This is a genomic window from Blastococcus sp. TF02-09, from assembly GCF_003319105.1.
In the GTDB taxonomy this organism is placed as follows: Bacteria; Actinomycetota; Actinomycetes; order Mycobacteriales; family Geodermatophilaceae; genus Blastococcus.
This window is the reverse complement of the sequence record NZ_QOHH01000001.1, coordinates 312134-338390: the sequence shown is the minus strand read 5'-3', so window position 1 is coordinate 338390 and position 26257 is coordinate 312134. Positions and strand designations below refer to the sequence as shown.

The following is a 26257-nucleotide window of genomic DNA, read 5'->3' as shown; positions in this document are numbered from 1 at the left end:
CGGCCGACGCCGCGTCCATCAGGATGGCCGACAGCGTGCCCGCGCCTCCCCGTGCGCGACAAGACGTCGAGCAACGGGGACGTCGCGTGGGTGCGACCCCGGGGTCAGGCCCGGCGGTGCCAGTCGGCGCGGTGCCGGGCCAGCACGTCCAGCCCGAAGTCGGCCTCGGGGTCACGCCAGACGGAGTGGGCGTGGTTGGCCCCCCGCTGGGTGTTGTCCCACTCGAGCAGCAGCCGGGGCCCCTGGAGCCGGTAGTAGTGCGGCTCCCCCGGGCCGATGGGGCCGGCCCAGGCGAGGTGGACGGCGTCCAGCTCCGCGTCGTCGTCGTACCGGCGCAGCGGTGACACCTCGTCGGGCACGCGGCCCAGATAGGTCCCGAGCAGTCCTCGCAGCAGGGCGCGCTGCTCGGCGTCGAGGTCGGCCGCCGGGACGCCCTTGGGTTCGGAGGTGTACTCGAGCGCGGCGTGGTGCTCGTCGCCGTAGCCGGCCGCGTCGTCGATCGCGTCGCTGAGGGCCTGGAGCTTCGCCTGCTCGGACGCGTCGGGGAACCGCTCGTCGCGCCAGATGCCGGCGAGCGGGATCACCCGGTCCCCGGCGGCGACCGTCGTGCGGTTCGCGGTGACCAGGTCCGAGGGCGCCCGCGCCAGCAGCACCGCCCGAGCCGCGAGGTCGGGGTGCAGCGAGCGGACGAGGTCGCGCGCGAGGTCCTCGACGCGGGCCAGCGGCCGGTTGACCGCGCCGCCCAGCAGCGGGGACGTCGCCGGGTCGGCCCCGAGGAAGCAGGGTGTGGTGGCGACGACGGCGCCGTCGACCACCAGGTTGTTCAGCGAGACGTGGTGGCCGCCGAACCGCCATCCCCACGGCGCGGCCCCGCCCGGCTCGCCGAAGACGCGCAGGTAGTAGAGCCCGGGATCGCGGCCCCGCTCGCGGTGAACCGGCTGACGAAGCCCTCCGTCCGGTCGAGCACGTTCTCCAGGCCGATGATCGTCGCCGCCGTGACGTAGGCCGGCGTGGACAGTCCCGTGGACACCAGGCGCATCGCCGCCCGCTGCTGGGCGGGCCGCTGCTGGTGGAAGGTCAGCCCGCCGTGGTCGGTCGGTGTGTAGAACCAGCGGCGACGCTCGGCGTCCGCCGCGCTGTCGTCCGGTACCGCCCCGGTGGCGACGGCGCGCTGCTCCGGCTCCAGGGCGTCCAGCCACAGGTTCGCCGCCTCGGCCATGCGTGCGGCCACCTGCCGTGCGGCGACGTCGTCCACGGGGGTCCGCACCTCGGCCATGGCGCCATGCTGCCCCGGAACGTTCCTGCGCGACATGGGGCTGCGCCGTCGCACCCGGCTGCGAAGCCTCGGCGCCCTCCTGGCCGGCCAGCCGCCAGGGCCCACCGACGGAGGTGCCGGGTGGCCACTCCCACGGACGACCGACCAGAACTGCTCACCGTCATCGCGGTCTCAGCGTGAACCGGGTGCAGCGGATCGCGTAGCGGCCCGTCGCCGGCCGGCGACCGCATAGGCGGTGACGACGGCGATCACCCCGAGCCCCATCGCGGAGAGCGTCCAGCGCAACCCGACCAGGTCGGCGAGCAGGCCCAGCGGGAGCGCGGCGATGCCGAATGCGCCGAAGCTGAGCATCACCAGGCCCTGCACCCGCCCCTGGTACTCGGCGTCGGCCAGCTCGAGCAGCTGGGACTGGTTGCTGGTCTGGAACCCGAGCATCGCCCCACCGACGGCGAGGAGCGCGGCCAGCGCGACGGCGGCCGTCGGCGCGATCGCGAGCGAGCACACCGCCAGGCCGAACACGACGCCCGATCCCACGAGGACGCGCCGGCGCCGTACCCACGGGCCGCGCCGGCCCAGCAGCAGACCCGCCGTGACGCCGCCGACCGCGGAGGTCGCCGACAGCACGCCGTAGCCGACCGAGCCGAGCCCGAACAGGTCGCCGGCGATGGTCGGCATGAACGCCAGGTAGGGCATCCCGAGCATCGTGACGCCGATGCCGCACCACACCAGGGCGGAGAGCTCCCGGTGCCGGCGGACGTAGCGCACCCCGTCGGCCAGCTCCCCCAGCGGGGACCGGCCCGACGGCTCCCCCGGCCGCCCGGCCGGGAGCGCCGCGGTGAGCAGCAGCCCGACGAGCGCCAGGACCGCGCTGAGCAGGAAGATCGCCTGGATGCCCCAGGTCGCCGCACCGATGACCACCCCGGCCAGCGCGGGACCCACCACCCGGTTCACCTCGGCGTTGACCAGCAGCAGCGAGACGGCCTGCGGCATCGAGGCGCGCGGGACGAGCTCGCCGAGGAAGGCCATCCGGGCGGGGCCGAACAGGGCGAACCCCACGGCCTGCAGCACGCTGGCGGCCAGCAGCATCCAGTAGGCGATCACGTCGAGGACGACGGCCAGCCCCACCCCCGCGCTCGACACCGCCAGCAGGAACACCGAGAGCTGGAGCACCAGCCGCTTGGGCAGCCGGTCGGCGGCCACCCCGCCCCAGGGCGTCGCCAGCAGCAGGGCCACGCCGAAGGCCAGCAGGATCCCGCCCAGCGCGGCGTTGGACCCGGTGAGCTCGAAGGCGAGCCAGCCACGGGCGATCGCCTGCGCCATGACGCCGAGGAACACCGCGGCGGAGTTCAGGTACAGGACCAGGAAGCCGCCCGTCCGCAGGATCGCGAGGGCGCCGGGCGCGACCGGCACCTCCGGTGACGGAGGCGGCATCGTGGCGGGCGCCGCTGCGGGCTCGTCGCGCCGCGCCTCGACGGGCCGGACGGTGTCCCCGGTCATGGCTCCCCCGTCCGGCGCCCGTACCGGACAACCCGACCGTCCGGCACCACCTCACGAACGAGCTGGCGCAGCCCCGACCCTGTCACACAGGACGGTCGCCGGTGGCGACGTCCCGGAGCTCAGCAGCGCTCAGCCGCCCCCGCCGTCGCCACCTCCACCACCGCCGTCGCCACCGAAGCCACCCCAGCCCCCGCCGTCGATGCCGCCGCCGTGCTCGCTGCCCGCCACCCAGAACGTCGCCCCCGCTGCCGAGGTCGACAGCCCGAACCGTGCGTCGCGGATCTCCTGCCGGCGGCTGCGTCCGCTCGGGACGCGCGGGGCCGGCGGGTGGAACAGCGCACGCCGGAGGGAGGTGTCGCTCACGGCCGCCGGTCCGCCGAGCGCCACCGCCATGACGTCCGTGCCTGCGGGGAACCGGTCGAACGGCGGCTCCGCCCGCAGAGACCGCAGCGTGCGCCGTCCCTTGCCGGTGAGGGCGACCAGCCGCCACGCGCGGCGCCCACGGGACCCGGAGGCCGATCGGCGCAGCAGGCCGTCGCCCTGCAGGCGCCGGCCCACCTCGGCGAAGCGCCCGTCGAGCTCCAGCCGGCGGTGCAGCGTCTGCACCGTGCGCCAGTCACGCCGGCCGACGCCGTCGGAGACGGCCGCCTCCAGCCAGTGGTGCCGCGGGACGCCGGCCGCCGTCAGGTGGCCCGTCGAGCGATCGACGGTGAGGTGGCCGCTCGCGACCAGAGCAACCACCGCGGTGTCCACCGCCCGGCGCGCTCCGCCGGCGAGGTAGGCGATGTCGTAGACGTCGTGGTGGAGGGCGGGAGTGGGTGTTCCGTTCATGACGTCGATCCCTTCCGGCCGAGCTGGTTGATGGCTCGAACGGTGCACCCGGCGTTGCCGACAGCCCAGAGTCCTTGCAACATTGCACGACCGCCGTAGCGTCACCCCATGGTGCTGGAATCGCCGTCCGCACGGGAGCGCCGGCTGGCCAGGGAGCTGCGTGACCTCCGCGCCGCCGGGCCGATGCGGGGCAAGGAGGTCGCGGCCCTGCTGGGCTGGTCGGCGTCGAAGGTGTCCCGCATCGAGAACGGCCGGATCGGCATCTCGGCCGAGGACCTCGAGCGCCTGCTGGAGCTGTACGCCGTCCCCGAGGCCGCGGCGGACTTCCTGCGGCGCCTCGCCCCCTCGGCCCGACCGAAGGGCTGGTGGGACGCCTACGCCGAGACCCTCTCCCCCGGCTACGCCAACCTGATCCGGCTGGAGGCCGGCTCGCGCGCACTCCGGTGCTACGGCGCCCTGGTGCCGCACGCCCTGCTGCAGGGCCCCGACTTCGTCCGGCAGGTGATCCTGTCGACCTGGGAGACGCCGTCGCAGGTGGAGATCGACCGGCGGATGCAGGCGTGCCGGCGCCGCCAGGACGTCCTCGACGCCGACTCTCCCGACGGCCCGCTGCGGTTGCACGCGGTGCTCGACGAATCGGTCCTCCGCCGGAGCCCGGTGGCACCGGGTCAGGACGGCGGCACGACCGTCCTGCGCGGCCAGCTCGCGTGGCTCTGCGACGCGGCCACCCGGCCGAACGTGACCCTGCAGGTGCTGCCCTTCGCCGCCGGCCTGCCACCGGTGACCGCGGGTTCGTTCTCGGTCCTGGAGTCGCGCGCCACCGGCACCCCGGACGTCGTGTACCTGGAGAACAAGACGCGGGTCTTCTACCTCGACACGCAGGCTGAGGTGCAGCGATACGGGCAGGCGTTCGAGCTGCTCAGCCGGATGGCGCTGGATCCGGCGGAGTCCCTCGCGCTGGTCCGCCGGACCGCCGACCAGATCTGAGCCCCGTGGCCAGGTCACCGTGTCGTGCGCGACCGGCCGGTGCGGCAGGCTGTCGGGACCGCCGACCGGTCGCGCCCACGGGCGCCGAGCCGGGCGGGCGGCCCGGCGCCGGCACAGCAGACGGAGATCTCCCATGTGGGCACAGACCCTGAGCGGTCCCTATCGGTTCGAGCAGGTCGAGATCGCGGCCCCGGATCCCGACAGGTTGCCGCCCCGGCACGTGCTGCTGGCCACCCGCGCCGGGGCCATCTGCGGCAGCGACCTGCCCAACTTCCGCGGCGGCCTCTGGCCCCATCCGGCCGCCGAGGACGGCTGGGGCGCCACGCGGGCGCCGGGCTTCCCGATGCACGAGATCGTCGGGGAGGTCGTCGCCAGCCGGCATCCCGACCACTCCCCCGGCGACCTCGTCGTCGGCTGGGCGTCGATGTTCGACGGCATCGCCGAGCTGGTGGTCACCGACGGCGACGGCCTGGCCGGTTACGACGCCGGGCTGCCGCCCACCACCGCCGTGCTGCTGCAGCCGCTGGCGTGCGTGCTCTACGCCGTCGAGCAGCTCGGCGACGTCTCGGGGCGGTCGGTGGCCGTGATCGGTCAGGGCCCCATCGGCCTGCTCTTCAGCTCCGTGCTCAAGGACCGCGGCGCCGCGCGGGTGACCGGCGTCGACCCGGTGGACCGCAGCGACGTCGCCCAGGTCTTCGGCGTGGACGAGACGGTGACCGCCCGGGCCGAGCGGTGGGCGGGGCGCCTCTCCGACGCCGACCGGCCGTCGGTGGTCGTGGAGGCGGTGGGCCACCAGATCTCCACGCTGGCGCCGGCCCTGGACGCCGTCGCGTTCGGCGGCCAGGTCCTCTACTTCGGCGTGCCGGACGACCCGATCTACCCCTTCGACATGATGACCTTCCTGCGCAAGAACCTGACCCTGCGCTCCGGCGTCGCCCTCGAGCGGCGCCGCGTGCTCGCCGACGCCGGCAGCTACCTCGCGGCGCACCCGGAGCTGCGGGAGTCCTACGTGACCCACGTCCACCCGGTCGCCGACGTCCAGACCGCCTTCGGCGCCGCGGTCGCCCCGCGCCCCGGACAGCTGAAGATCGCCGTCGACATGACCTGACCCGCCGGAAGGCAGGCCAATGCCGGACGTCGCCCGGTCAGGCGCGCGGGGCCAGCTCGTAGACCGGCCCGAGGTCGGTGGGGCTGGTGTCGGGCACCTCGTGCAGGATCTTCGGCTCGGTGTGCAGCAGCCGGTGGACGGCGGCGCGGGTGCGTTCCAGCTCCAGACCGGTGCGGCGCGCGAGGTCCTGCAGGTGCGGCGCACCGGTGAGGTCCTCCAGCTCGGCCACGGCCCGGTACACCGCGGCGTCGTCCCCGTCGAGCTCCTCCGCTCGCACGTCAGTGCACCGAACGCGCGCCGTCGGACCCCGCGCGCGACAGCGACCTCGCCACGCCCCGGGCGCCGACGTAGACCGCCCCCGCCGCGGCGACCCACGGGCCACCGACGATCACCGGGTCGAGCACCTGGTGCTTGAGGTCGGTCCGGTGCTGCCCGAGCCGGGACTTGAGGCCGTGGTGGGTGAACTCGGCCTTCACCCCGGTCTGCGTGACGGGGTTGTCCGGGCGCAGCGTGAGCAAGGACTTCAGGTGGTGCTCCCAGGCGTCCACCCGGTCGCCGAGGACGAGCAGCAGCCAGTGCGCCAGGCGCCCTTCGCTGTAGTGGTAGGCGTAGCGGCGGATCGCCCCCGAGAGCCCGGACGGCGGCTGGGCGGTCCCGAAGACCGGGGTGAGCATCCCGTGCTCGACCGACCGCTCCCGCGGGTACTTCTCCGGCTGCCGCTCCGGGGACTCCCAGTGCGCGCCGGTGAAGTCCTCCTGCCACTGCAGCTTCGGCACCGACGGCCGGTCCTTCGGGTCGAGGTCGACCCCCCAGCCGGGGATGCGCGTCCGGAGCTCGTCGGGCGACTCGGCGATCGGGGGCTTGTGCGGTGTGTACGTCATCGAGTTCTCCTGTCGCTCACGCCGCGGTCGGGACGACGAGGGGCTTGATGATCCCGTCGAGCTTGGCCGAGAACATGTGGTAGCCCTCGGCGATGTGCTCGAGGGGCACCCGGTGGGTGACCAGCTCACTGGGCTTGAGGTAGCCGTTGCGCACGTGCTCGAACAGCCGCGGCCACTGCCGCTTCACCGGGGCCTGGTTGGTGTGGATCGTCAGCCCCTTGTTCATCGCGTCGCCGAACTTCACGGCGCTGAACAGCGGGCCGTAGGCGCCCATCACCGAGATCGTCGCGCCCTTGCGCACGGAGTCGATCGCCCAGTTGAGCGCCACCGGGGAGCCGCCCTGCAGCTTGAGCTTGGACGAGGTGACGTGCTGCAGGAAGTTGCCGTCCGCCTCCGCACCGACGGCGTCGATGGCGACGTCGGCCCCGAGCCAGTCGGTCGTCTTCTTCATCTCGAGGACGATGTCGCCGTACTGGGTGAAGTTGTAGGTCTCGGCGTGGGCGAAGGTGCGTGCCTTCTCGAGCCGGTGGTCCAGGTGGTCGATGACGATGACCCGGCCGGCGCCCATCAGCCAGGCCGACTTGGCCGCCACCAGGCCGACCGGTCCGGCCCCGAACACGATGACGACGTCGCCCTCGACGATGTCGCCGAGCTGCGCGCCGAAGTAGCCGGTCGCCGTGGCGTCGGTGAGCAGGACCGCGTCCTCGTCGTCCATCCAGTCCGGGATCTTCGACGGGCCGACGTCGGCGAACGGCACCCGGACGAACTCGGCCTGGCCGCCGTCGTACCCGCCGGTGGTGTGCGAGTAGCCGTAGATGCCGCCGACGGCCGTGGCGTTCGGGTTGACGTTGTGGCAGTTGGAGTACAGCCCCCGCGCGCAGTACCAGCAGGTGCCGCAGAAGATGTTGAACGGCACCATCACCCGGTCGCCGACGGCGAGGTTCTGCACCGACGAGCCGACCTCGTCGACCACGCCGATGAACTCGTGGCCGAAGGTGTGGCCGATCCGGGTGTCCGGCATCATCCCGTGGTAGAGGTGCAGGTCGGAGCCGCAGATCGCGGCCAGCTGCACCCGGATGATCGCGTCGTTGGGATGCTCGATCGTCGGCCGGTCCTTCTCCTCCACCCGGACCTTGTAGGGACCTCGGTAGACCATCGCCCGCATCGACACTGCCTCCTGGATCGCCGGCCCCGGGCTCGCGAGCAGCACAGGGCAACCACCGGCCCGCACCGCGCACCGGTGCGTCGACCCTGCTCCGGGCATCCTCCGCACGGAATCGGCAGGTCTGCCGATATCCGAGCCGTCCTCGGCTCGGTGTGCTGGGCTCATGCGCCTCACTCGGGTTCTGCACGCGCTGCGGACCAGTCTCTGGGTGGTTCCCCTGCTGTGCGTCCTGGCCGGCGTGCTGCTCGCCGTCGTCACCCTGTGGCTGGACCGCCGGTCGGACTTCACCCTGGTCCCCCAGAGCCTGACCGGCACGCCCAGCGACGTGCAGACGACCCTGTCGCTGTTCGCCACCGCGACGGCCTCGCTGATCAGCCTCGTGCTCACCGTGACCCCCTGGTCGTGGTGCAGCTCGCGATGGGTCAGTTCTCCCCCCGGATCGTGGGCGCGCTGCTGTCCGACCGGGCCAGCCAGCTGGCGATCGGCCTCTTCGGGGCGAACTTCGTCGTCGCCGTGCTCGCCCTGCGCGAGGTCCGGGGGTCCGACACCGGCACGGTGCCCGGCCTGACGGTGCTGGTGAGCTACCTGCTCATGCTGGCCAGCCTCCTGGCGCTCGTGCTGTTCGTGCACCACGCCGGGCAGGGCATGCGCGCCTCCGGCCTCATCGACCTGGTCGGCGACCGCACCCGCGACCTCATCGACTCGTCCTTCCCGCCACCGGACCGTCTGACGCCGGGGTCCACCGACCCGGCCGTCGTCACGGCCCCCGAGCCGGGCAACGTGGTGCGGGTCGACCGCGCGGGCCTGGTCGCCGCGGCCCGTCGCGCCGGCTGCGTCCTGGAGCTGGTGCCCGTCATGGGCGACTTCGTCCCGGGTGGGGCACCGCTGTTCCGCATCCACCCCGCGCCCGGGCCGGCGCCGGACGTCGTCGCGGCGGCCGCCCGGCTGCGCGCGGAGGACGTCGCCCGACTGGTGCTCGTGGGTGCCGAGCGGGTGCACTCCGAGGACGCCGCCTACGGGGTCCGCAAGCTCGTGGACATCGCGGAGCGGTCGATCGCCCAGCCGTTCGACGACCCGACGACGACCCTGCAGGCGCTGCACCGGCTGCACGACCTGCTGCGCCAGCTCGCCGTGCGACCGCTCCCGGACGGCGAGCACCGGGACGACGCCGGCGTGGTCCGACTGGTCGAGCGGACGCTGTCGTGGGACGGGTACGTGCGGCTGGCCTTCGACGAGATCCGGCTGGCCGGCGCGAGCACGCCGCAGGTGACCCGCCGGCTGAGCGCGGCGCTGCAGGACCTCAAGGCCGTCGCCCCGCCCGACCGGCAGGCTCCCCTCGACCGTCAGCTGCGGTTGCTCACCGCCGCCGTCCACCGCGCGTACGACGACGACGAGGACATCACCGCCGCCCTCACCCCCGACTCGGAGGGCATCGGCTCGGGAGCCGACGTCACCGTGCCGGCGCCCCTGGGCAGCGACCGGCCGGACGCCGTCGAGCGGCCGGGCGCACGGCTCGTGGGCTGAGCACCCCGCGTGCTCAGCGCTGCGGGGACGTCGGGCCGGGCACCCGCGCCACGGTCGGATGCAGGCCGACCGGCCAGCGGAAGGACGCCTCGGTGGGGAGCGTCAGGGGCAGGTGCTCGGGAGCCGCGGGCCGGGCGAGCAGGTACCCGCACGCGGAGTCGACCCCCAGCGCGCTGAGCGCGGTCAGCTGCGGCAGCGTCTCGACCCCCTCGGCGACGACGTGCGCGTCGATGGCCCGCGCCAGCGTCACGATGCCGGCCACGAACGCCTCGCCGCGCGCGGTCCCCAGATCACCGACGAAGGACTTGTCGATCTTGACGACGTCGACCGGGAACTCGGTGAGGCGGGCCAGGGAGCTGTAGCCGGTCCCGAAGTCGTCGACGGCGATCGCCACCCCCAGGTCGTGCACCTGCCGGAGCACCTCCCCCGCACCGGCGCCGTCCGCGAGCGCCGACTCGGTGACCTCGATGCCCAGGCGCTCGGCGGGCAGCCCGGCCCGGTGCAGCGCGGCGGCGATGCGGTCCGGGATCGCCCGGTCGACCAGCTGCGCCGGGGACACGTTGACCCACACCCGGAGGTCGGGCAGGTGCGTCCACCGCCGGGCCTGCGCGAGCGCCCGGTCGAGCACCTGCTCGCCGATGCGCCCGACGAGCCCGGTCTCCTCGGCCACCGGGATGAAGTCCTGCGGTGCGACGAGGCCACGCAGGGGGTGCCGCCAGCGGACGAGCGCCTCCACGTGGCGGATCCGCTCCTGCCGGAGGTCGAAGGCGGGCTGGTACTCGACGAACAGCTCGTCCCGGTCCACGGCCTGCCGCAGGTCGTTCTCGATCTCGACCCGGCGCACCGACTCCACGTGCATCTGCTCGTCGAACCAGACGGCGCGGTCCCGTCCGTCGTCCTTGGCGCGGTGCAGCGCCACGCCGGCCTCCCGGAGCAGGATGCCCGGATCCGGAGCGCACACGTCCCGGGCCGCCAGGCCGATGCTGACCGTGACCAGCAGACGGGGGCCCACGTCGAGCTCCTCGCGACAGGCCCGGAGGACCTGCTCGGCGAAGCGGCCGGCCTCCTCGGTCGAGCGGTCCACGAGCACCACGACGAACTCGTCGGCGCCGTAGCGGGCCACCGCGTCGGCCGGACCGGTCAGGGCGGCCAGCCGCCGGGCGAACTCGCCCAGCACCCGGTCGCCGGCCCCGTGGCCCAGGCTGTGGTTGACCAGCTTGAACCGGTCCAGGTCCATGGAGACGACGGTGAGCCGGGCGCCCGGCCGGTCCGCGAGCACGCGCTCCACCTCCAGCCGCAGGCCGGCCCGGCTCAGCAGACCGGTGAGCTCGTCGCGCGTCGCGCGCCGGGCCAGGTCGCGCTGGGCCTCCCGGGCCACGCGCTCGGCCTCGAGCAGACGTTCCCGCTCCTGCTCCCGCGCCCGGCGCTCGGAGATGTCCCGGAAGTAGACGGCGATCCCCCCGCGGCGCAGCGGGTACACGCGGGCCTCGCACCACAGGTCCGCCTCGTCGTAGCGCGCCTCCAGGGAGGCGGGGCGGCCGGTGCGGGCGACCTGCCGGTACACCGGCTCGAAGTCCGAGCCGACCAGCGCGGGGAACTCCTGCCAGATGTCGCGGCCCACGACGTCCTCGCGGGCGACGCCCAGACGGGCCTCGGCCTTGGCGTTGATGTAGGTCATCCGCCAGTCGGCGTCGACACCGATGTACATGTCGCTGACGGACTCGAGGGCGTCGACCACGTCCTCGGCCGAGCGCGCGGTGGCCTCCGCCCGCTCCGCCGTCGCGTCCTCCGCCGCACCCACGTCCCGCAGGCAGACGTACGCGCGGGACTCCCGTCCGTCGAGGAAGGTCCCCGTGGTCACCTCCGCCGAGAAGGTGATGCCGTCCCCGTGGACGACCGGGACGACGCCGCGGAACGCGTTCGTGCGGTCCCGGATGCCGAGGACCTCGCTCCACCGGCCGTCTGACCCGCCCACGATCCCCGGGAGACCCAGCTCGACCAGCTCCTGCTCCGTGCGCCCGAGGAGCTCGCAGGCCCGCGCGTTCGCGGCCAGGACCCTGCCGTCGACGGAGGCGATCAGCATCCCGTCGGGCGCGTGGACGAACAGCGCCTCGTAGATCCCGCTGCGCAGCGTCGGCGTCGCCGTGTCGAGGGTCATGCGCTCGTATCGGCGCCCACCACGTTTCGGTTGACCCGGTTCCGCAATTCGGGTGAGCCGGTCAGCCCTGCTGGCCCAGGTTCGTCACGAGGTTGACGGCCACGGCGATCACGACGGTGCCGAACAGGTAGGACAGCAGCGCGTGCCCGAGAGCCACCTTGCGGATCGACGTGTCCGCGATCTGGGTGTCCGGGACGGCGAAGCTCATCCCGACGGTGAACGCGACGTAGGCGAAGTCGCTGTGCGCCGGTGCTTCCCGCTGGCCGAAGTCGATGCCGCCGTCGCCACCGGCGTGGTAGTGGCGCGCGAACTTCAGGGCGAAGACGGTGTTGACCAGCGCCCACGACAGGATCACCACCAGGACGCCGAGGATCACGGTGGCGACCCCGACGGCGTCCCCGGAGCCGGACCGGACGAGGGCCTCCACGACGGCGGCAAGGCTGGCCACCGCGGCGCCCAGCACCGCCGTGTCCGTGACGCGGGTCCGGCCCTCCTCCTCCGCCAGCCGCTTCGTACCGTCCGGGCCGCGCGGCCAGCTGATCCGCCACACCCAGACCAGCAGGGCCCCTGCGGCGACGACCCAGCCGACGAGCACCGCGACGTCCGGGAGGCCGGCGACCGCGGTCGCCGTCGCTGCGACGGGTCCGCCGGCTGGGCGGACCAGCAGGCGGCGCCACGACCGGATCGTCGGTCGTGGCGCCGCCTCCGCCCCCGTCGTGTCAGGCGGGACACGCACGGGGGCGGGTCGCCGGCCGGTCGGTCAGCTGCCCGGGCGGAACACCGCACGGACGCACCCGTCCTCCTTCTCCTTGAACATCCGGTAGCCCTTCGGCCCGTCGTCGAGCGACATCACGTGGGTGGCGAGGTGCTCGGTCTTCACCTCGTCCCGGCTCATCAGGTCGAGGATCTCCGGGATGTAGCGGTGCCCGTGCTGCTGGGCGCCGCGCAGGGTCAGCGCCTTGTTCATCACCGCCCCCATCGGGAACTTGTCCACGAGCCCCGCGAACACCCCCAGGGCGAACACCGTGCCGCCCTTGCGGCAGGCGTAGATGGCCTCCCGGAGGGCGGTCGGCCGGTCCGACTGCAGCCGCAGCTGCTGCTTGACCTGGTCGTAGAGGTACTGCGGACCGGTGCCGTGCGCCTCCATGCCGACGGCCTCGATGCACACGTCCGGCCCGCGCCCGCCGGACATCTCCCGGAGCTCGGCGGGGACGTCGACCTGCTCGTAGTCCAGCGTCTCCGCCCCGATGTGCTGCCGCACCTGCTGCAGCCGGTTGTCGAACCGGTCGATGACGACGACCTGCTCGGCGCCCATGAGCATCGCCTTGCGTGCCGCCATCTGCCCGACACCGCCTGCGCCCCAGACCGCGACGACGTCCCCGGGCTTCACCTCCGCCTGGTGCGCACCGGTCCAGCCGGTCGGAGCCGCGTCGGAGGCGAACAGCGCCCGCTCGTCGGAGACCCCGTCGGGGATGGCGAAGGCCCCCTGGTCGGCATAGGGCACCCGCATGTAGGGGGCGTGGCTGCCCGCGTAGCCGCCCAGCGCGTGGGAGTACCCGAAGCAGCCCCCGATCCCCTGGCCCCACAGCGTCTCGGTGATCCCCGGGTTGGGGTTGCCGTTGTCGCACAGGGACCACAGCTCGTTCTTGCAGTACCAGCACTGCCCGCAGCTGGTGAACGAGACGACCACCACGCGGTCGCCGACCTTGTGCTTGGTGACGTTCTTGCCGACCTCGGCGACGGTGCCCATGAACTCGTGACCGAGCACGTCACCGGCGCGCATCGCGGGGATGTAGCCGCCCAGCAGGTGCAGGTCCGAGCCGCAGGTCACGGACAGGCCGACCTCGAGGATGATGTCGTGGTCGTTGAGGATCTTCGGTTCCGGGACGTCCTCGACCCCGACCTCGTTCACGCCCCGCCAGGTCACCGCCTTCACAGCACTCCTCCCTTCGGCGCCCGCTTCGTCGCCGCCTCCAGCAGCGCGCCGCCCGGCGTGGCGGTCCGCTTGCCGTGCGGGGTCGGGTCGACCGCGAGGACCTCACCGACCTCGATCAGCTGCTTGGCCTGGCGCAGCGCGGACCGCAGGTCGCCCTGCGGGTCGCTGCCCGCCAGCCGCGCCGGGGCGGAGGCCTTCCCCGAGGAGCCCCCGGTCAGCCGCACGGCGAGCTCGCTGCCCTTGCCGCCCGGCGCCGGGCGGACCCGTGTCTCGATGCTGCCGCCGTACGCGGCCAGCGGCGCCGGCAACGCGGTGACGTCGATCTCGCTCGGCTCGCGGTAGATGCTCACCACGAGCCACCCCGATGCGGGTGCGCTCGCCGCACCCGCACCTCCGCCCTGCCCGAGCGCCGAGCGGACCTGGTCGACGACGGCGCCGCCCGCTCGGGCCGCCAGCGACGCCACGCTCCCCAGCGCGCTGGTCACGAGCTCCCACCCGCCCCTGCGGGCTCCGGAGCCCGGGCGAACTCCTGCACGATGCGGGCGCAGAACGCCGGCAGGTCGTCCGGCGACCGGCTCGTGGTGATGTTGCCGTCGGTGACGACCTCCTCGTCGACCACCTCGGCCCCGGCGTTGCGCAGGTCCGTGCGGATGCTCGGGAACGAGGTCAGCCGGCGGCCGCTCGCGACGCCGGCCTCGACGAAGTTCCACGGCCCGTGGCAGATGCTCGCCACCGGCTTGCCGGACTCGACGAAGTTCCGGACGAACGCGACCGCCGTCGGCTCCATCCGCAGCTTGTCCGGGTTGACGGTGCCTCCCGGGAGCAGCAGCGCGTCGTACTCGTCCACCGAGGCGGCCCCGACCAGCCGGTCGACGCCGAAGGTGCCGGCGTCCTCCAGGTCGTTGTTGCGGGCCGCGATCTCGCCGCTCTTGATCGAGATGACGTCGGTGCGCGCACCGGCGTCGTCCAGGGCCCGCCGCGGCTGTTCCAGCTCGACGCGCTCCACGCCGTCGGCCGCGAGGATCGCGACCCGTCGTCCGTTCAGCTCCCCTGCCATGTCAGGCACCCGCCATCGCCGGGTGGAGCACGACCTTGGTCCAGCCCTCGTCGCGCTTGTCGAAGTGCTCGTAGGCGTCGGGCGCCTGGTCCAGCGGCAGCTCGTGGCTGACGATGAACGACGGCTCGGCCTTGCCCCCGGCGATGAGGTCGCGCAGCTGCCGGTTGTACTTCTTGATGGGTGCCTGGCCGCTACCGATGTGCTGGCCCTTGAACCAGAACATGCCGTAGTCGAAGGCGATCTTGCCCTGCTTGGCCAGGTCGTCGGCGCCGCCGGGATCCTGCGGCACGTAGACGCCGACGCAGCCGATCTTCCCGGTGAAGCGCACCGAGGCGACCAGCCGGTTCATCGTCAGGTTGGCCTGCTCCTGGCCGTCCGGCTCGTGCGCCTGGTAGCCGACGCACTCGCAGCCGTTGTCCGCGCCCAGCCCCATCGTCTGGTCGAGCACGGCCTGCACCGGGTCGACCTTCGAGTCGTCGATGGCGATCGCGCCGATCGACTCGGCCAGCCGCAGCCGGTCGGGGTGCCGGTCGACCACGAACACCTTGCCCGCGCCGCGGATCGTGGCCGACAGCGCGGCCATCAGCCCGACGGGGCCGGCACCGTAGATGACGGTCTGATCACCGGGCTTCACGCCGGCCATCTCGGTGGCGTGGTAGCCGGTCGGGAAGATGTCGGCCAGCATCACGTAGTCGGTCTGCTTCTGCTCGGCGTCCTCACCGAGCCGGAGACAGTTGAAGTCACCCCACGGCACGCGCAACAGCTCGGCCTGCCCACCGGCCCAGGGGCCCATGTCGGCGAAGCCGTAGGCGGCGCCGGCGAAGTTGGGCACCGGCTGCGCGGTGAGGCAGTAGTTGGTGAGCTGCTGCTCGCAGTTCTTGCAGTGCCCGCAGGCGATGTTGAACGGCAGGACGACGTACTCCCCCACCTTCACCTTGTCGACACCCTCGCCGACCTCGACCACCTGGCCCATGTTCTCGTGCCCGAACCAGCGCCCGGTCTCGAAGTCGGTGCGGCCCTCGTACATGTGCAGGTCCGAGCCGCAGATGTTGGTCGAGGTGATCCGCACCAGGACGTCGGTCGGGCGCTCGATGCGTGCATCGGGAACGTCCTTGACGCTGACCCGCCGCGGGCCCTCGTGCACCACTGCCTTCACGTTGACTCCTCGAATCGCGCGTGTCCCCGCCGCCTCGGGCGCGGGGTCGGAACTCGATCGAACCCGCGACGACCGGGGGCGCGGTATCGGTCGTTCTGCCCATCCCGCCGACGAGCGCCGACATCGGCCGATCGACCGATGCCGCGGGTCCCTGATCCGCCCTAGCGTCGGTCCCGCGCCTCGACGGCGCCGACGACGGACACCGATGGAGGAGCCGTGAGCGAGCCAGAACTGGAAGACGTCGGGACCGGACCGAACGCCAAGCGGATCGGACAGGCGCCGACGACGACGGACGTGACCGATCCGGAGCGGTCCTCGCGGAACACCGCGGCGGGCTCCGGGTCCGAGCCGGGCGAAGGCCCGGTCCAGCCCGCCGCCGACAAGGGAGTGGACCCCTCTGCCAGCATCGAGCCCCACAACGAGGGCTTCGTCTGACGGGACCGCACCGGATCATCGTCACGGGCGTAGGGCGGGAGGACTGTGGCGATGGTCGGCACCGGCCCGGAGCTGCCGCGTCTCCGGAAGGAGCTCGCGGACATCGCGGCCTCCCGGGCGCCCGTCGAGGAACGTGCCGCCGAGGTCCTGCACCGGATCGGGCGCATCCTGCCGTTCGACGCCGCCTGGCTGGCCGTGCGCGATGCCGAGCGGCGCCTGCACGTCCCCCTCGCCACCACCGGCGAGGCCGCGCCGCTGCGCGAGTACTTCGGCCGCCCGGACGCCGAGGAGGAGGTGGCGGGGCTCGGCCTGAACCGGCACCGGCCCCCGATGCTCGCCAGCGAGATACCGGTCCCCCTGGCCGAGGTCGGCGCCTGGGCCGACCATCTCCTGCCGGCCGGTTTCCGCGAGGGCCTGGCGGCGGGGCTGTTCACGTCGTCGGGGCGGCACATCGGCTTCCTCAGCCTGCTCTCCGGCGACCCGTCGCGACCGAACCGCGTGGATCTCCGCGTCGTCGCCGCCCTCACGTCGGTGATCGCCGACGATCTCGACCGCACGCGGGACATCGCCGCGACCTCCCGGATCGTCGCGGGCGCCGCCGCCGGCGTCGTGCTCACCCGCGGGGGCGACGTCCTCCCGCTGCCGGGTCTGCCCGACGACCGCCTGCTGGTGCGCGGCTCACGGGTCCTCGCGGTCGCCGCGGACGAACTGGCCGACAGCGGCGAGCACATCTCCTTCCTCGCCCCCTCGCCGGGCCCTGGCGGGGACGGCCTGGTTCGCGTCACCGCGCTGGACTTCGCCCGCCCCGAGCTCGACCAGCTCTCCGCGGCGGTGCTGCTGAGCCCACCCGGCGACCTCTCCGGCCTCGGCGTCCTCGACCTCCGGGTGCTGGGCGTCCTGGTCGAGGGGGTCACCGACCTCCGGGCCCTGGGCACGGCGCTCGCCGTCGACACGGTGGCGGTGGCCGGTGCCCTCGGGCGCAGCCTGGCCGCTCTGGGCACGACCGACCTCACGGCCACGGCGGTCCGCGCGCTGCGCAGCGGGCTGCGGATCCCTCCCCGGCTGGGCACCCCGGACTGAGCCCCTCAGAGCCCGGCCGCCTCCTCGTGCGGACGACGCCGGGGAGCCGTGACGGGGACGGCGGGGTCGTCGGCCGCCGCGACGAGGTACTCGACCAGCCGCCGGACCGCGGTGCGGGCGGGCCGGCGCCAGACCACCTCCAGGTCGAGCAGCAGCGGCGGATCCAGCGGCCGTTCGACGACCCCGTCCACGGCCAGGTGCGCGGTGACGCCGAGGATCGCCGGAGCGAGCCCGGACCCCGCTGCGACGGCCCGCAGCATCGCCTCGGGGCCGTTGATCAGGTCGCGCTCGACGACGATCTGCCCGGGTTCCACTCCCCCCGGCAGCACGTGGTCCACGGCGCGCTGCCAGATGCCCGCGAACGGGGGGAACGGGAACATCACCACGGGTTCCTGCCCGAGCGCGGCGACCGGGATCCCCGCACGGCCGGCGAGCCGGTGCCCCTCCGGCAGGACGACCCCCCACAGCACCGAGCCCAGCACGACCCCGTCGAGGTCGCGGTGCTCCGGCGGGCGGTGCCACACGACCGCGGCGTCGGCCCGCCCCTGGCGGACGGACTCGACGGCGTCGTCCCCGGGGCTGGACGAGACCACGACCTCGACGCCCGGCACGGCCGCGCCGACCTGCCGCAGCGGTCCGTCGAGGGCCCGCTCCGCCAGGGTGGAGACCCGCAGCGCCACCTGTTCCCGGCTGTCGGGCCCGGCCGAGCGCACGTCGTGCCGGGCGCGCTCCACCTCGGTCATGATCACTCGCGCCCGCTCCACGAGCAGCCGCCCTGCCGGCGTCAGCTCGGCCCCGCGGGAGGTGCGGTCGAAGAGCGTGACGTGCAGGTCGCGCTCCAGGGCCCGGATCTGCTGCGAGAGCGAGGGGGCGGCGATGTGGAGCCGGCGCGCGGCCGCGGCGAAGCGCCGCTCCTCTGCCACGGTGAGGAAGTACCTGAGCTGCCGGAGGTCCACGGGGCAGGCTACCTCCGGGAACGGGACGGCGACCCATCCGCGGGGGTCGCCCTCGTCGGCCGCTCCCCCGCTCGACGGGTCGACGATGCGCAGGTCCGCACCCGACGTGCGGACGCCGGGACGCGGCCCGCCGCTCACGCTCCCGATCCGGCGGGCTGCTGGGCCTCCTCCACCGCGAGATCGAGGTCCCCGTCCCGGACCTGCACGCGCACCCGCTGACCGCTGCGCACCCGGCCGTCGAGCAGCAGCCGGGAGAGCCGGCTGTCGACCTCGCGCTGGATCGCGCGCCGCAATGGGCGGGCGCCGAACTGGGGCTCGAAGCCGCGCTCGGCCAGCCAGCTGACCGCCTCCGGGGTGAACTCCACCTCGATGTCCTGGGCCCGCAGGCGGCGGCGGGTCTCGTCGAGCAGCAGCTCGGTGATGCGCTCCAGCTGCGTGCTGTCCAGCTGCTGGAACACCACGATCTCGTCGATCCGGTTGAGGAACTCCGGCCGGAAGGACTCCCGCAGCCGGCGCATGACCTGGCTGCGCAGGTCGTCACTGGCGGTTCCCTCACCGGTGAAGCCGAGCGGGCCGCGGCCGGCGTTGACGATCGCCTCCGACCCCAGGTTGCTGGTCATGATGATCACGGTGTTGCGGAAGTCGACGGTCCGGCCCTGCGAGTCGGTCAGCCGGCCGTCGTCGAGCACCTGCAGCAGGGTGTTGAAGACGTCCGGGTGGGCCTTCTCGATCTCGTCGAACAGCACCACCGAGTAGGGCCGGCGCCGCACGGCCTCGGTCAGCTGCCCGGCGTCCTCGTAGCCGACGTAGCCGGGCGGGGACCCGACCAGACGGCTGACTGTGTGCCGCTCCTGGAACTCGCTCATGTCCAGCCGGATCATCCGGTCCTCGTCGCCGAAGAGCGCCTCGGCAAGGGCGCGGGCCAGCTCGGTCTTGCCGACGCCGGTCGGCCCGAGGAACAGGAAGCTGCCGATCGGCCGGTCGGGGTCGCCCAGCCCCACGCGGGACCGCCGCACCGCCTCGGCGACCACCTCGACCGCCTCGTCCTGCCCGACCACCCGCTCGTGCAGGCGCTGCTCGAGGTCGAGCAGCCGCTGCATCTCCTCCTGGGTGAGCTGGCTGACCGGGATGCCGGTGGCCCGGGACACCACCTCGGCGATGTCCTCGACGCCGACCTCCGGCACGCCCGACCCCGCGCCCGAGCCCTCGCCGCCGCGGGCCTGCTCGAGCCGCTGCTGGGCCTCGGCGACCTCGTCGCGCAGCGAGGAGGCCCGTTCGTACTGCTCGGCGGCCACGGCCTGGTCCTTCTCCCGCTGCAGCCGCTCGACCTCCTGCTCCAGTCCGCGCAGGTCGGTGGGTGGCGTCTTGACCCGGCGGCGCACGCGCGCGCCCGCCTGGTCGATGAGGTCGATCGCCTTGTCGGGGAGGTGCCGGTCGGTGATGTAGCGGTCGGAGAGCTCCACGGCCGCGACGACGGCCTCGTCGGTGAACCGCACCTGGTGGTGGGCCTCGTACCGGTCGCGCAGGCCGCACAGGATCTGCACGGTGTCCTCAACGCTCGGCTCGGCCACGAGGATCGGCTGGAAGCGGCGCTCCAGCGCGGCGTCCCGCTCGATGTTGCGGCGGTACTCGTCCAGCGTCGTGGCGCCGATGATGTGCAGCTCGCCGCGGGCCAGGGCCGGCTTGAGCATGTTGCCGGCGCCACCGGAGCCCTCGCTGGCGCCCGCACCGACGACCGTGTGCAGCTCGTCGATGAAGGCGATGACCTCGTCGCTGTGCTCGCGGATCTCGTCGATGACGTTCTTCAGCCGCTCCTCGAAGTCCCCGCGGTACCGGGTGCCCGCGACCAGCCCGGTCAGGTCGATCTCCACCACCCGGCGGCCGCGCAGGGTCTCCGGGACGTCGCCCTCGACGATCTGCGCGGCGATCCCCTCGACGATGGCGGTCTTGCCGACGCCGGCCTCCCCGATGAGCACCGGGTTGTTCTTGCGCCGGCGGGAGAGCACCTCGACGGTCTGCTCGATCTCGGCCTCCCGGCCGATCACCGGGTCGATCTCACCGTTGCGGGCCATCGCGGTCAGGTCGCGGCCGTACTCGTCGAGCGTGGGGGTGCTCGACGGGGGCCGGCCGCCCCCGCCCTGGCCGCCGCCTGGGCTGGTGGCGGCCCGCTGCAGGGCCTCGGGGGTGACGCCCCGCTGGCGCAGTAGCCGCCCGCCCGGGGAGTCCGGGTTGATCGCCAGCGCGAAGAGCAGGTGCTCGGGACCGATGTAGGTGGACCCCAGCGCGCGGGAGATCTGGTGGGCGTCGAGCAGCGCGCGCTTGGCCGCCGGGGTGAGGGCCGGCGTCTCGGAGCGCGGCTCGCCACGCCGCGGCAGGCCGTCGAGCTCGGCGCGCAGCTGCTCCGGGTCGGCGCCCGCACGGGCGATCAGGTGCCGGGTGCCCTCCTCCTCGGTCATCACCCGCAGCAGGTGGTCGGTGTCGAGGTCCGGGCTGCCGGACTCGGCGGCCCGGCGCGCTGCGGCGTTGATCAGTTCCCGGGCCTGCTCGCTGAGGAACTGGGTGATGTCGACGCGCTGGCGCGGCCGCCGAGCCCCACCCATGTAGCGGGCGAAGAAGTCGTCGAAGGGGCTGCCGTAGGAGCCGGGGAAGTAATCGCTGGTCATCGCTGGTCCGTCCCGGTGGTGACATGGGCCTCTAGCCCTACCCGCGCCGGCCGGCGATCTCCATCGGTCATCCTGCCCACTCGGCCCCGCCGGCGAGGGGGCTCCGGCTCACGCGCCGGTGGATCTACGTCATGGCTCATGTGGTGGACCGCCGTCGCACGCGGTATCTCTGACTCAGCGGTGTCGCCCGAGGGATCGAACAACGGTCCGGTCGTGCAGGCGGCCCGCCTGCGCACCTCCCAGGAGCTGCCATGCGCTCGGACCAGGCTGGCGAATTGCTGCTCGCCGAGGCGGCCGCCTCGGCCGGCAGCACCGCCGAGCGCGGTCGCTCACTGCTCGAGATCCTCCACCGGCTCGTCCCCTTCGACGGTGCCTGGCTGGCGCTCGCCGATCCGTTGGGGTCCGGCTACCACTCGCTGGCCAGCGTCGACCTGGACGGCCCGGTCGTCGACTTCCTCTCCGGGCCCCTCAATGCCCGGGACATCGCGACCACCGGCACCGACCAGCCACGGCCGCCGTTGAGCCCCTCCGACCTGCCCTATCCGGCCGCGGAGCTGCAGACCTGGGCGGAGTGCCTCCACCCGGCCGGCATCCACGAGGGCCTGGCCGTCGGCCTGTTCGGTTCGGAGGGGCGGCACGTGGGCTTCCTCGCCCTCCTGTCCGGCACCTCCGAGCCGCCGTCCCCGGAGGTCCGCCGCCGGCTCGCCCGGGTGGCGCCGGTCATCGCGGACGGCATCGACCCCATGCGGTCGCTGGCCACCGCCGCCCGTCTGGTGCGGGGCGCCACCGCCGGCGTGGTGCTGCGCGCCGACGGCGGGCGCCAGGGTTTGCCCGGCATGCCGTCGGACGCGCTCCTGGGTGTCGGCTCCCCCGTCCTGGCCGCCGCGCGGGAACGGGTCGACGACGGGCACGTCTACTCGTCGTTCCTCTGGCCGCTCGGGGGCACCCAGGCCCCCGACGGGCACGTGCGCGTCACCGTGCTGGCGGCGCCCGACGACGTGCCGCGCGGCCTCACCGCCGTCACGCTGCTGTCGCCGGCGCACGACCTGCACGGCCTGACGCCACGGGAGCTGGAGGTGCTGGGCCTGCTGGTCGAGGGCTGCTCCAACCAGGAGATCGCCCGCACGCTCGTGGTCGCGCCGCGCACCGTCGCGGCCCACCTCGAGCACGTCCTGGTGAAGCTCCAGGCGCCCACGCGGACGCTGGCCGCGGTCCGCGCGGAGCGGGACGGCCTCTACGTCCCCTGCTCGTGGCCCCGCGGGCCGGCGGGAACCGCGTCCCACCGGTCCGGGTAGCGCGGCCCTCCGGACGTCGTCACCGGAGCCGGTAGCTCCACCGGTAGGTGCCGGGGCCGATCCGGTGCGGGGCGCTGACGTTGGGCCCGACCGCTCCGGAGCCGACGCCGCGGTGCCGGGCGTCGATCCACGGGTAGGCGTGGTTGCGGGCCGGCAGGTCCTCGAGGTGCCCGGCGGCCGCGAGCTCCTCGTCGGTCCAGCGGCTCACGGTGACGTCGAGGTCGTCCAGCTCGTCGACGGTGAGCACGACCCGGTCGTCGGCGTCGAGGAAGCGCAGCTCCCGCACCCCGGTGCGGTTGCCGCTGGCCTGCGGGTGCACGTAGGGCACCGGCCAGTCGTCGACGGCGGTGCGCCAGCGCCCCACCGTCGTCCCCGCCCGGCGGTCGGAGTAGTTCTCGTGGGGGCCACGGCCGAGCCAGTCCACCGCGATGACGCCCGGTGGCAGCTCGAGCCGGACGCCGACGCGCGGCAGGTCGTCCCAGTCCGCCGGCACGGTCACCTCGTGGGTGATGCGGTCGCCATGGGTCTCCGTGCGCAGCTCGATCCGCTCATGCGCCGTGGGCAGGCCCAGCTCCGCCCACCGGGCGGCGTGCCGCGGACCGAAGGTCTCGTTGTCGATCGGCGCCCGCCACAGCGCCAGCCGGGTCGGCGGGGCGGGCACGGTGGCCGCCGCCGGGGGGCCGGCGTCCTCCGAGCGGGCCAGCTCGACCTGCCACGAGGCGACCGCGCCGACCCGCAGGGCCAGGTGCGCGACCTGCCGGCCGTGCAGCTGGAGCGGCGGCACGGGCACGCGGAGGTCCGCCGTCGCGCCCGGCGGCAGCGGGACCCGGCCGAGGGTGCCCGCCGCCACCTCGTCGCCGTCCACGGTGACCGCCCAGTCCACGTCGGCGACGTCGGCCAGGTCGGTGAAGTCGTGCTCGTTGGTGAGCCGGACTCCCCCTCCCCCGGTCCAGGCGAACCCGACCGGCTGCAGCACGTGCGCGAGCTCCAGCAGGGACGGGTGCGGGGTGCGGTCGGCGGAGACGACGCCGTTGAGGCAGAACGGGCCGTCGTGCGGGTGGTCGCCGAAGTCGCCCCCGTAGGCCAGCCGCTCGGTCCCGTCCGGGAGGCGCTGGACCAGCGCCTGGTCCACCTAGTCCCACACGAAACCGCCCTGCAGCCCGGGATGGCGTTCGATCGCCGCCCAGTACCGGTCGAGGTCGCCGCCGGAGTTGTTCATGGCGTGCGCGTACTCGCACATGATCAGCGGCCGCTCGGGCAGCTGCCCCGCCGTCGCCCACTCCTCCAGGTGCTCCACCGAGGGGTACATGGGCGGGACGACGTCGGTCTCCCGCCGGGGGACGCGCCAGGACTCCGGCGGCGTCAGCCCGCCGGCGAGCGAGCCGTCGAGGTAGCCGTTCTCGTAGTGCACCGGACGCGTGGGGTCGTAGGCCCGCAGCCACGCGGCGGCGGCGTCCAGGATCGGCGCCCAGCCGCTCTCGTTGCCCAGCGACCACATCACGACGCACGGGTGGTTCTTGTCGCGCAGCGCCATGCGCGTGACCCGCTCGAGCACGGCCGGGCCCCACTCGCTCGCCGTGAGCAGGGAGCGCAGATAGGCGTGCGTCTCGAGATTCGCCTCGTCCACGACGTACATGCCCAGCTCGTCGCAGACGTCGTAGAGGTAGGGGTCGTTCGGGTAGTGCGAGGTGCGTACCGCGTTGAGGTTGTGCGCCTTCATCAGCTCGACGTCCCTGCGCATGACGGCGCGGCTCACCGTCTTGCCGGTCCGCGGGTCGTGGTCGTGCCGGTTGACGCCCTTGACGAGCACGGCCCGGCCGTTGACCAGGAGCTCGTGACCGCGCACCTCGACCCGGCGGAAGCCGACCCGCAGGCCCACGGCGTCCAGCAGCGCGCCGTCGGCGTCCACCAGCTCGACGCGGAGGTCGGAGAGGTGCGGGTGCTCGGCCGACCACGCCGCCACCGCGGGGACCTCGGCCGCGACCGTGGCGCCGCGGCCGGTGAACAGGTAGGCGTTCGCGTGGACGTTCGTCGGGTGCTCCCAGCGGGCCCTCGCCGCACCGACCGGTTCCCCGTCCAGGAGCACGCGGACCTGCGCGCCCTCGCTGCGCGCCTCCCCGGTGGTGGCGTGCACGGTGAGCAGCCCCGTGCCGGTCGCCGGATCGCGGTCGGTCACGGCACGGACATCGGCGAGGTGCACCCGCGGAGTGCGGTAGAGCAGCACCGACCGGTGCAGGCCGGCGTGGTACCAGTGGTCCTGGTCCTCCAGGTAGCTGGCCGCCGACCACCGGACGACGGTGAGCACCAGCTCGCACGGCCGGCCCGGGGTGACCAGGTCGGTGAGGTCGAACTCCTGGCCCAGCCGCGAGTCGGTGCCCATGCCGACCGGCCGGCCGTCGACCTCGACGTAGAGCACGGAGTCCGCGCCGCCCACGTGCAGCACGACGCGGGAACCCCGCCAGGCCTCCGGGATGTCGACGCTCCGGCGGTACACGCCGGTGGGATTCTCCTCGGGCACGTGCGGCGGCGGGCCCGGGAAGGGCATCCGGATGTTGGTGTACTGCGGCGGGTCGCCGACGTCCTGCATGGTCCAGCAGCCCGGCACCTGCACGGTCGTCGCGCAGCGGACGGCGCCGCCGGGCCGGTTCAGCAGCGTGAAGGACCACGCGCCGTCGAGCGACAGCACGTCGGCGTCCTCGCGCAGGAACGTCGTCATCGGCAGCCGGTTCAGCGCCACCACCTCGGGACGGGCCCAGGAACCCACGGGGACCGGGCCGGCCCGCTCGTCGGACGACGTCACGCGGCGGCGGTCGCCTTCTCCAGGGCCCGGCGGGTGAGCAGCCGGGCGAGGTGCCGGCGGTAGTCGGCGTCGGCGTGCATGTCGGCGACGGGTGAGGTGCCCTGGTCGGCCAGCTCCGCGGCCTCGGCGATCGAGGCGCCCGCGGCCAGCGCCTCCTCCGTGGCGGTCGCCCGCACCACCGTGCCGGCCATGTTCGCCAGTGCCACGCGGCCGGCCACCGCCGCGGCGGCGACGATCGGCCAGTCGTTCTCGCGGCGGGTGAACTTCTCGTACCCGAACCCGGTGACGCCGGTCCGCGGCACCCGCAGCTCCACGACGAGCTCGTCCGGCGACATCGCCGTCTCGAAGAACCCGGTCCAGAACCCGGTCACCGGCACCTCCCGCCGGCCGCCGGGCCCCTGCAGGACGACGGTCCCCCCGAGGGCCAGCAGCGCGGTGGGCAGGTCGGACGCCGGGTCGCTGTGCGCCGTCGTCCCGCCGATGGTGCCGCGGTGCCGCACCTGGGCGTCACCCACCCGGCCGGCGACGTGCGGCAGCAGCGGCACCTCCGCCCGGGCCACCTCGTTCCGCTGCAGCTCGTGGTGCCGGGTGCCCGCGCCGATCGCGACGACCGCGTCGGCGCCGTCGCCCTCGACCCGGACATAGGAGAGGTCCCGGATGCCGCCGATGTCGACCAGCACGGCCGGGGTGGCCAGCCGGAGCTTCATCAGCGGCAGCAGCGAATGCCCCCCGGCCAGCACCTTGGCGTCCTCGCCGTGCTCGGCGAGCGCCGCCAGCGCCTCCTCCACGGACCCGGCCCGGACGTAGTCGAACGGCGCGGGAATCACGCCTCCACCCGCCCCTGGGGAACCCGGCCGGCCGCCGCACCGGCCTTCGCCGCGGTGCGGACCGCCCGGACGATGTTGTGGTAGCCCGTGCACCGGCAGAGGTTGCCCTCCAGGCCCTCTCGCACCTCGCGGTCGGTCGGGTCCGGGTTGTCGGCCAGCAGGCCGATCGCGGCCATGACCATGCCCGGCGTGCAGAACCCGCACTGCAGCCCGTGCTCCTCCCGGAAGGCCGACTGCACCGGGTGCAGCTCGCCGTCCGCGGCCGCCAGGCCCTCCAGCGTGGTGACCTCGGCGCCGTCGGCCTGCGCGGCGAGCACGGTGCAGGACTTCACGCTGAGCCCGTCGACGATGACCGTGCACGCGCCGCAGGAGGTCGTGTCGCAGCCGATGTTGGTCGCCCGCAGTCCGCGCACCTCGCGCAGGTAGTGGGCCAGCAGCAACCGCGGTTCGACCTCGTCGGTGCGCTGGTTCCCGTTCACGGTGATGGAGACCTGCATCGGCTGCCCCTCTGCTGACGGCGGTGATCGAGGTCTACACCGTCCGGGCGCCCGGCACACCCCCGGACACGGCCGCTCCCGCGTGTCCGCCCTTGCACGCCGGCCGGTGCAGTGCCACGTTCCCGGTC

23 protein-coding genes and 1 pseudogene are annotated in these 26257 nt (G+C 74.0%); 6 read left to right on the top strand and 18 right to left on the bottom strand.

The annotated features are described in order from the left end of the window. Positions 1 to 104: 104 nt before the first annotated feature. The 4 genes from DQ239_RS01575 to DQ239_RS01565 all read right to left on the bottom strand — a co-directional run bounded on the left by DQ239_RS01575 (position 105) and on the right by DQ239_RS01565 (position 3652). Positions 105 to 896, bottom strand: a complete 792-nt coding sequence (locus DQ239_RS01575) for a DUF3500 domain-containing protein (RefSeq protein WP_255411189.1) — start codon at positions 894 to 896, stop codon at positions 105 to 107. Further along, positions 824 to 1276 carry a DUF3500 domain-containing protein gene (locus tag DQ239_RS21130; RefSeq protein WP_255411187.1) on the bottom strand — a complete coding sequence of 151 codons (453 nt, stop codon included), beginning with the start codon at positions 1274 to 1276 and terminating at the stop codon, positions 824 to 826. The genes DQ239_RS01575 and DQ239_RS21130 overlap by 73 nt, the downstream gene beginning before the upstream one ends. 171 nt (positions 1277 to 1447) lie before the next feature. After that, complete coding sequence (locus DQ239_RS01570; protein ID WP_113832500.1) at positions 1448 to 2773, bottom strand: MFS transporter; 1326 nt, start codon at positions 2771 to 2773, stop codon at positions 1448 to 1450. A gap of 129 nt (positions 2774 to 2902) precedes the next feature. Beyond that, positions 2903 to 3652: a TIGR04222 domain-containing membrane protein gene (locus DQ239_RS01565; protein ID WP_158544759.1), complete on the bottom strand. Its 750-nt coding sequence runs from the start codon at positions 3650 to 3652 to the stop codon at positions 2903 to 2905. Positions 3653 to 3712: 60 nt separating this feature from the next. Between DQ239_RS01565 and DQ239_RS01560 the strand changes: the two genes are divergently transcribed. Beyond that, positions 3713 to 4591 (top strand): helix-turn-helix transcriptional regulator, encoded by an 879-nt coding sequence (locus DQ239_RS01560; protein ID WP_113832498.1) that lies wholly within the window; start codon positions 3713 to 3715, stop codon positions 4589 to 4591. A gap of 133 nt (positions 4592 to 4724) precedes the next feature. Continuing rightward, on the top strand, positions 4725 to 5699 hold the full coding sequence (locus tag DQ239_RS01555) for a zinc-binding dehydrogenase (protein WP_113832497.1): 975 nt from the start codon (positions 4725 to 4727) through the stop codon (positions 5697 to 5699). A 37-nt stretch (positions 5700 to 5736) separates the two neighbouring features. Here the strand turns inward: DQ239_RS01555 and DQ239_RS01550 are convergent, their stop codons facing one another. The 3 genes from DQ239_RS01550 to DQ239_RS01540 are packed head-to-tail and all read right to left on the bottom strand — an operon-like array spanning position 5737 to position 7745. After that, a complete protein-coding gene (locus DQ239_RS01550; RefSeq protein WP_113832496.1) occupies positions 5737 to 5976 on the bottom strand; it encodes a hypothetical protein in 240 nt (79 codons plus the stop codon). A 1-nt stretch (position 5977) separates the two neighbouring features. Beyond that, positions 5978 to 6580 (bottom strand): hypothetical protein, encoded by a 603-nt coding sequence (locus tag DQ239_RS01545; RefSeq protein ID WP_113832495.1) that lies wholly within the window; start codon positions 6578 to 6580, stop codon positions 5978 to 5980. Between the two features lie 16 nt (positions 6581 to 6596). Next, on the bottom strand, positions 6597 to 7745 hold the full coding sequence (locus tag DQ239_RS01540) for a zinc-dependent alcohol dehydrogenase (RefSeq protein WP_113832674.1): 1149 nt from the start codon (positions 7743 to 7745) through the stop codon (positions 6597 to 6599). A 402-nt stretch (positions 7746 to 8147) separates the two neighbouring features. Here DQ239_RS01540 and DQ239_RS01535 point away from each other — a divergent pair, with 402 nt between their 5' ends. After that, entirely contained in the window at positions 8148 to 9269 is a 1122-nt protein-coding gene (locus DQ239_RS01535) for a DUF2254 domain-containing protein (protein WP_255411186.1), read from the top strand. A gap of 13 nt (positions 9270 to 9282) precedes the next feature. Here DQ239_RS01535 and DQ239_RS01530 read toward each other — a convergent pair whose 3' ends face one another. The 6 genes from DQ239_RS01530 to DQ239_RS01505 form a co-directional block, all read right to left on the bottom strand. Further along, positions 9283 to 11427, bottom strand: a complete 2145-nt coding sequence (locus tag DQ239_RS01530) for an EAL domain-containing protein (protein WP_113832494.1) — start codon at positions 11425 to 11427, stop codon at positions 9283 to 9285. Positions 11428 to 11488: 61 nt separating this feature from the next. Next, the gene (locus DQ239_RS01525; RefSeq protein ID WP_199582456.1) at positions 11489 to 12163 is read right to left on the bottom strand and encodes a DUF1345 domain-containing protein; all 675 of its coding nucleotides are present in this window, start codon (positions 12161 to 12163) and stop codon (positions 11489 to 11491) included. A gap of 24 nt (positions 12164 to 12187) precedes the next feature. After that, a complete protein-coding gene (locus DQ239_RS01520; protein ID WP_113832493.1) occupies positions 12188 to 13363 on the bottom strand; it encodes a zinc-dependent alcohol dehydrogenase in 1176 nt (391 codons plus the stop codon). Next, a complete protein-coding gene (locus DQ239_RS01515) occupies positions 13360 to 13848 on the bottom strand; it encodes a hypothetical protein (RefSeq protein ID WP_113832492.1) in 489 nt (162 codons plus the stop codon). Before DQ239_RS01515 ends, DQ239_RS01520 begins: the two co-directional genes overlap by 4 nt. Then, complete coding sequence (locus tag DQ239_RS01510; RefSeq protein ID WP_113832491.1) at positions 13845 to 14420, bottom strand: type 1 glutamine amidotransferase domain-containing protein; 576 nt, start codon at positions 14418 to 14420, stop codon at positions 13845 to 13847. The genes DQ239_RS01515 and DQ239_RS01510 overlap by 4 nt, the downstream gene beginning before the upstream one ends. A 1-nt stretch (position 14421) precedes the next feature. Next, on the bottom strand, positions 14422 to 15576 hold the full coding sequence (locus DQ239_RS01505) for a glutathione-independent formaldehyde dehydrogenase (RefSeq protein WP_113832490.1): 1155 nt from the start codon (positions 15574 to 15576) through the stop codon (positions 14422 to 14424). Between the two features lie 216 nt (positions 15577 to 15792). Here DQ239_RS01505 and DQ239_RS01500 point away from each other — a divergent pair, with 216 nt between their 5' ends. Further along, positions 15793 to 16011 (top strand): hypothetical protein, encoded by a 219-nt coding sequence (locus DQ239_RS01500; protein ID WP_113832489.1) that lies wholly within the window; start codon positions 15793 to 15795, stop codon positions 16009 to 16011. Between the two features lie 51 nt (positions 16012 to 16062). After that, the gene (locus DQ239_RS01495) at positions 16063 to 17091 is read left to right on the top strand and encodes a hypothetical protein (RefSeq protein ID WP_113832488.1); all 1029 of its coding nucleotides are present in this window, start codon (positions 16063 to 16065) and stop codon (positions 17089 to 17091) included. A 5-nt stretch (positions 17092 to 17096) separates the two neighbouring features. Here DQ239_RS01495 and DQ239_RS20245 read toward each other — a convergent pair whose 3' ends face one another. Both DQ239_RS20245 and DQ239_RS01485 read right to left on the bottom strand, forming a co-directional pair. Further along, a complete protein-coding gene (locus DQ239_RS20245; RefSeq protein ID WP_158544758.1) occupies positions 17097 to 18185 on the bottom strand; it encodes a LysR family transcriptional regulator in 1089 nt (362 codons plus the stop codon). Then, a complete protein-coding gene (locus DQ239_RS01485) occupies positions 18182 to 20710 on the bottom strand; it encodes an ATP-dependent Clp protease ATP-binding subunit (RefSeq protein WP_113832487.1) in 2529 nt (842 codons plus the stop codon). The genes DQ239_RS20245 and DQ239_RS01485 overlap by 4 nt, the downstream gene beginning before the upstream one ends. 251 nt (positions 20711 to 20961) lie before the next feature. Between DQ239_RS01485 and DQ239_RS01480 the strand changes: the two genes are divergently transcribed. After that, positions 20962 to 22005 carry a helix-turn-helix transcriptional regulator gene (locus DQ239_RS01480; RefSeq protein WP_113832486.1) on the top strand — a complete coding sequence of 348 codons (1044 nt, stop codon included), beginning with the start codon at positions 20962 to 20964 and terminating at the stop codon, positions 22003 to 22005. 19 nt (positions 22006 to 22024) lie between these two features. Here the strand turns inward: DQ239_RS01480 and DQ239_RS01470 are convergent. The 3 genes and pseudogenes from DQ239_RS01470 to DQ239_RS01460 form a co-directional block, all read right to left on the bottom strand. Next, positions 22025 to 24721: pseudogene (locus DQ239_RS01470) on the bottom strand (glycoside hydrolase family 2 TIM barrel-domain containing protein). 80 nt (positions 24722 to 24801) lie between these two features. Continuing rightward, complete coding sequence (locus tag DQ239_RS01465; RefSeq protein WP_113832483.1) at positions 24802 to 25632, bottom strand: FAD binding domain-containing protein; 831 nt, start codon at positions 25630 to 25632, stop codon at positions 24802 to 24804. After that, entirely contained in the window at positions 25629 to 26129 is a 501-nt protein-coding gene (locus DQ239_RS01460) for a (2Fe-2S)-binding protein (protein ID WP_113832482.1), read from the bottom strand. The genes DQ239_RS01465 and DQ239_RS01460 overlap by 4 nt, the downstream gene beginning before the upstream one ends. Positions 26130 to 26257: the final 128 nt, after the last annotated feature.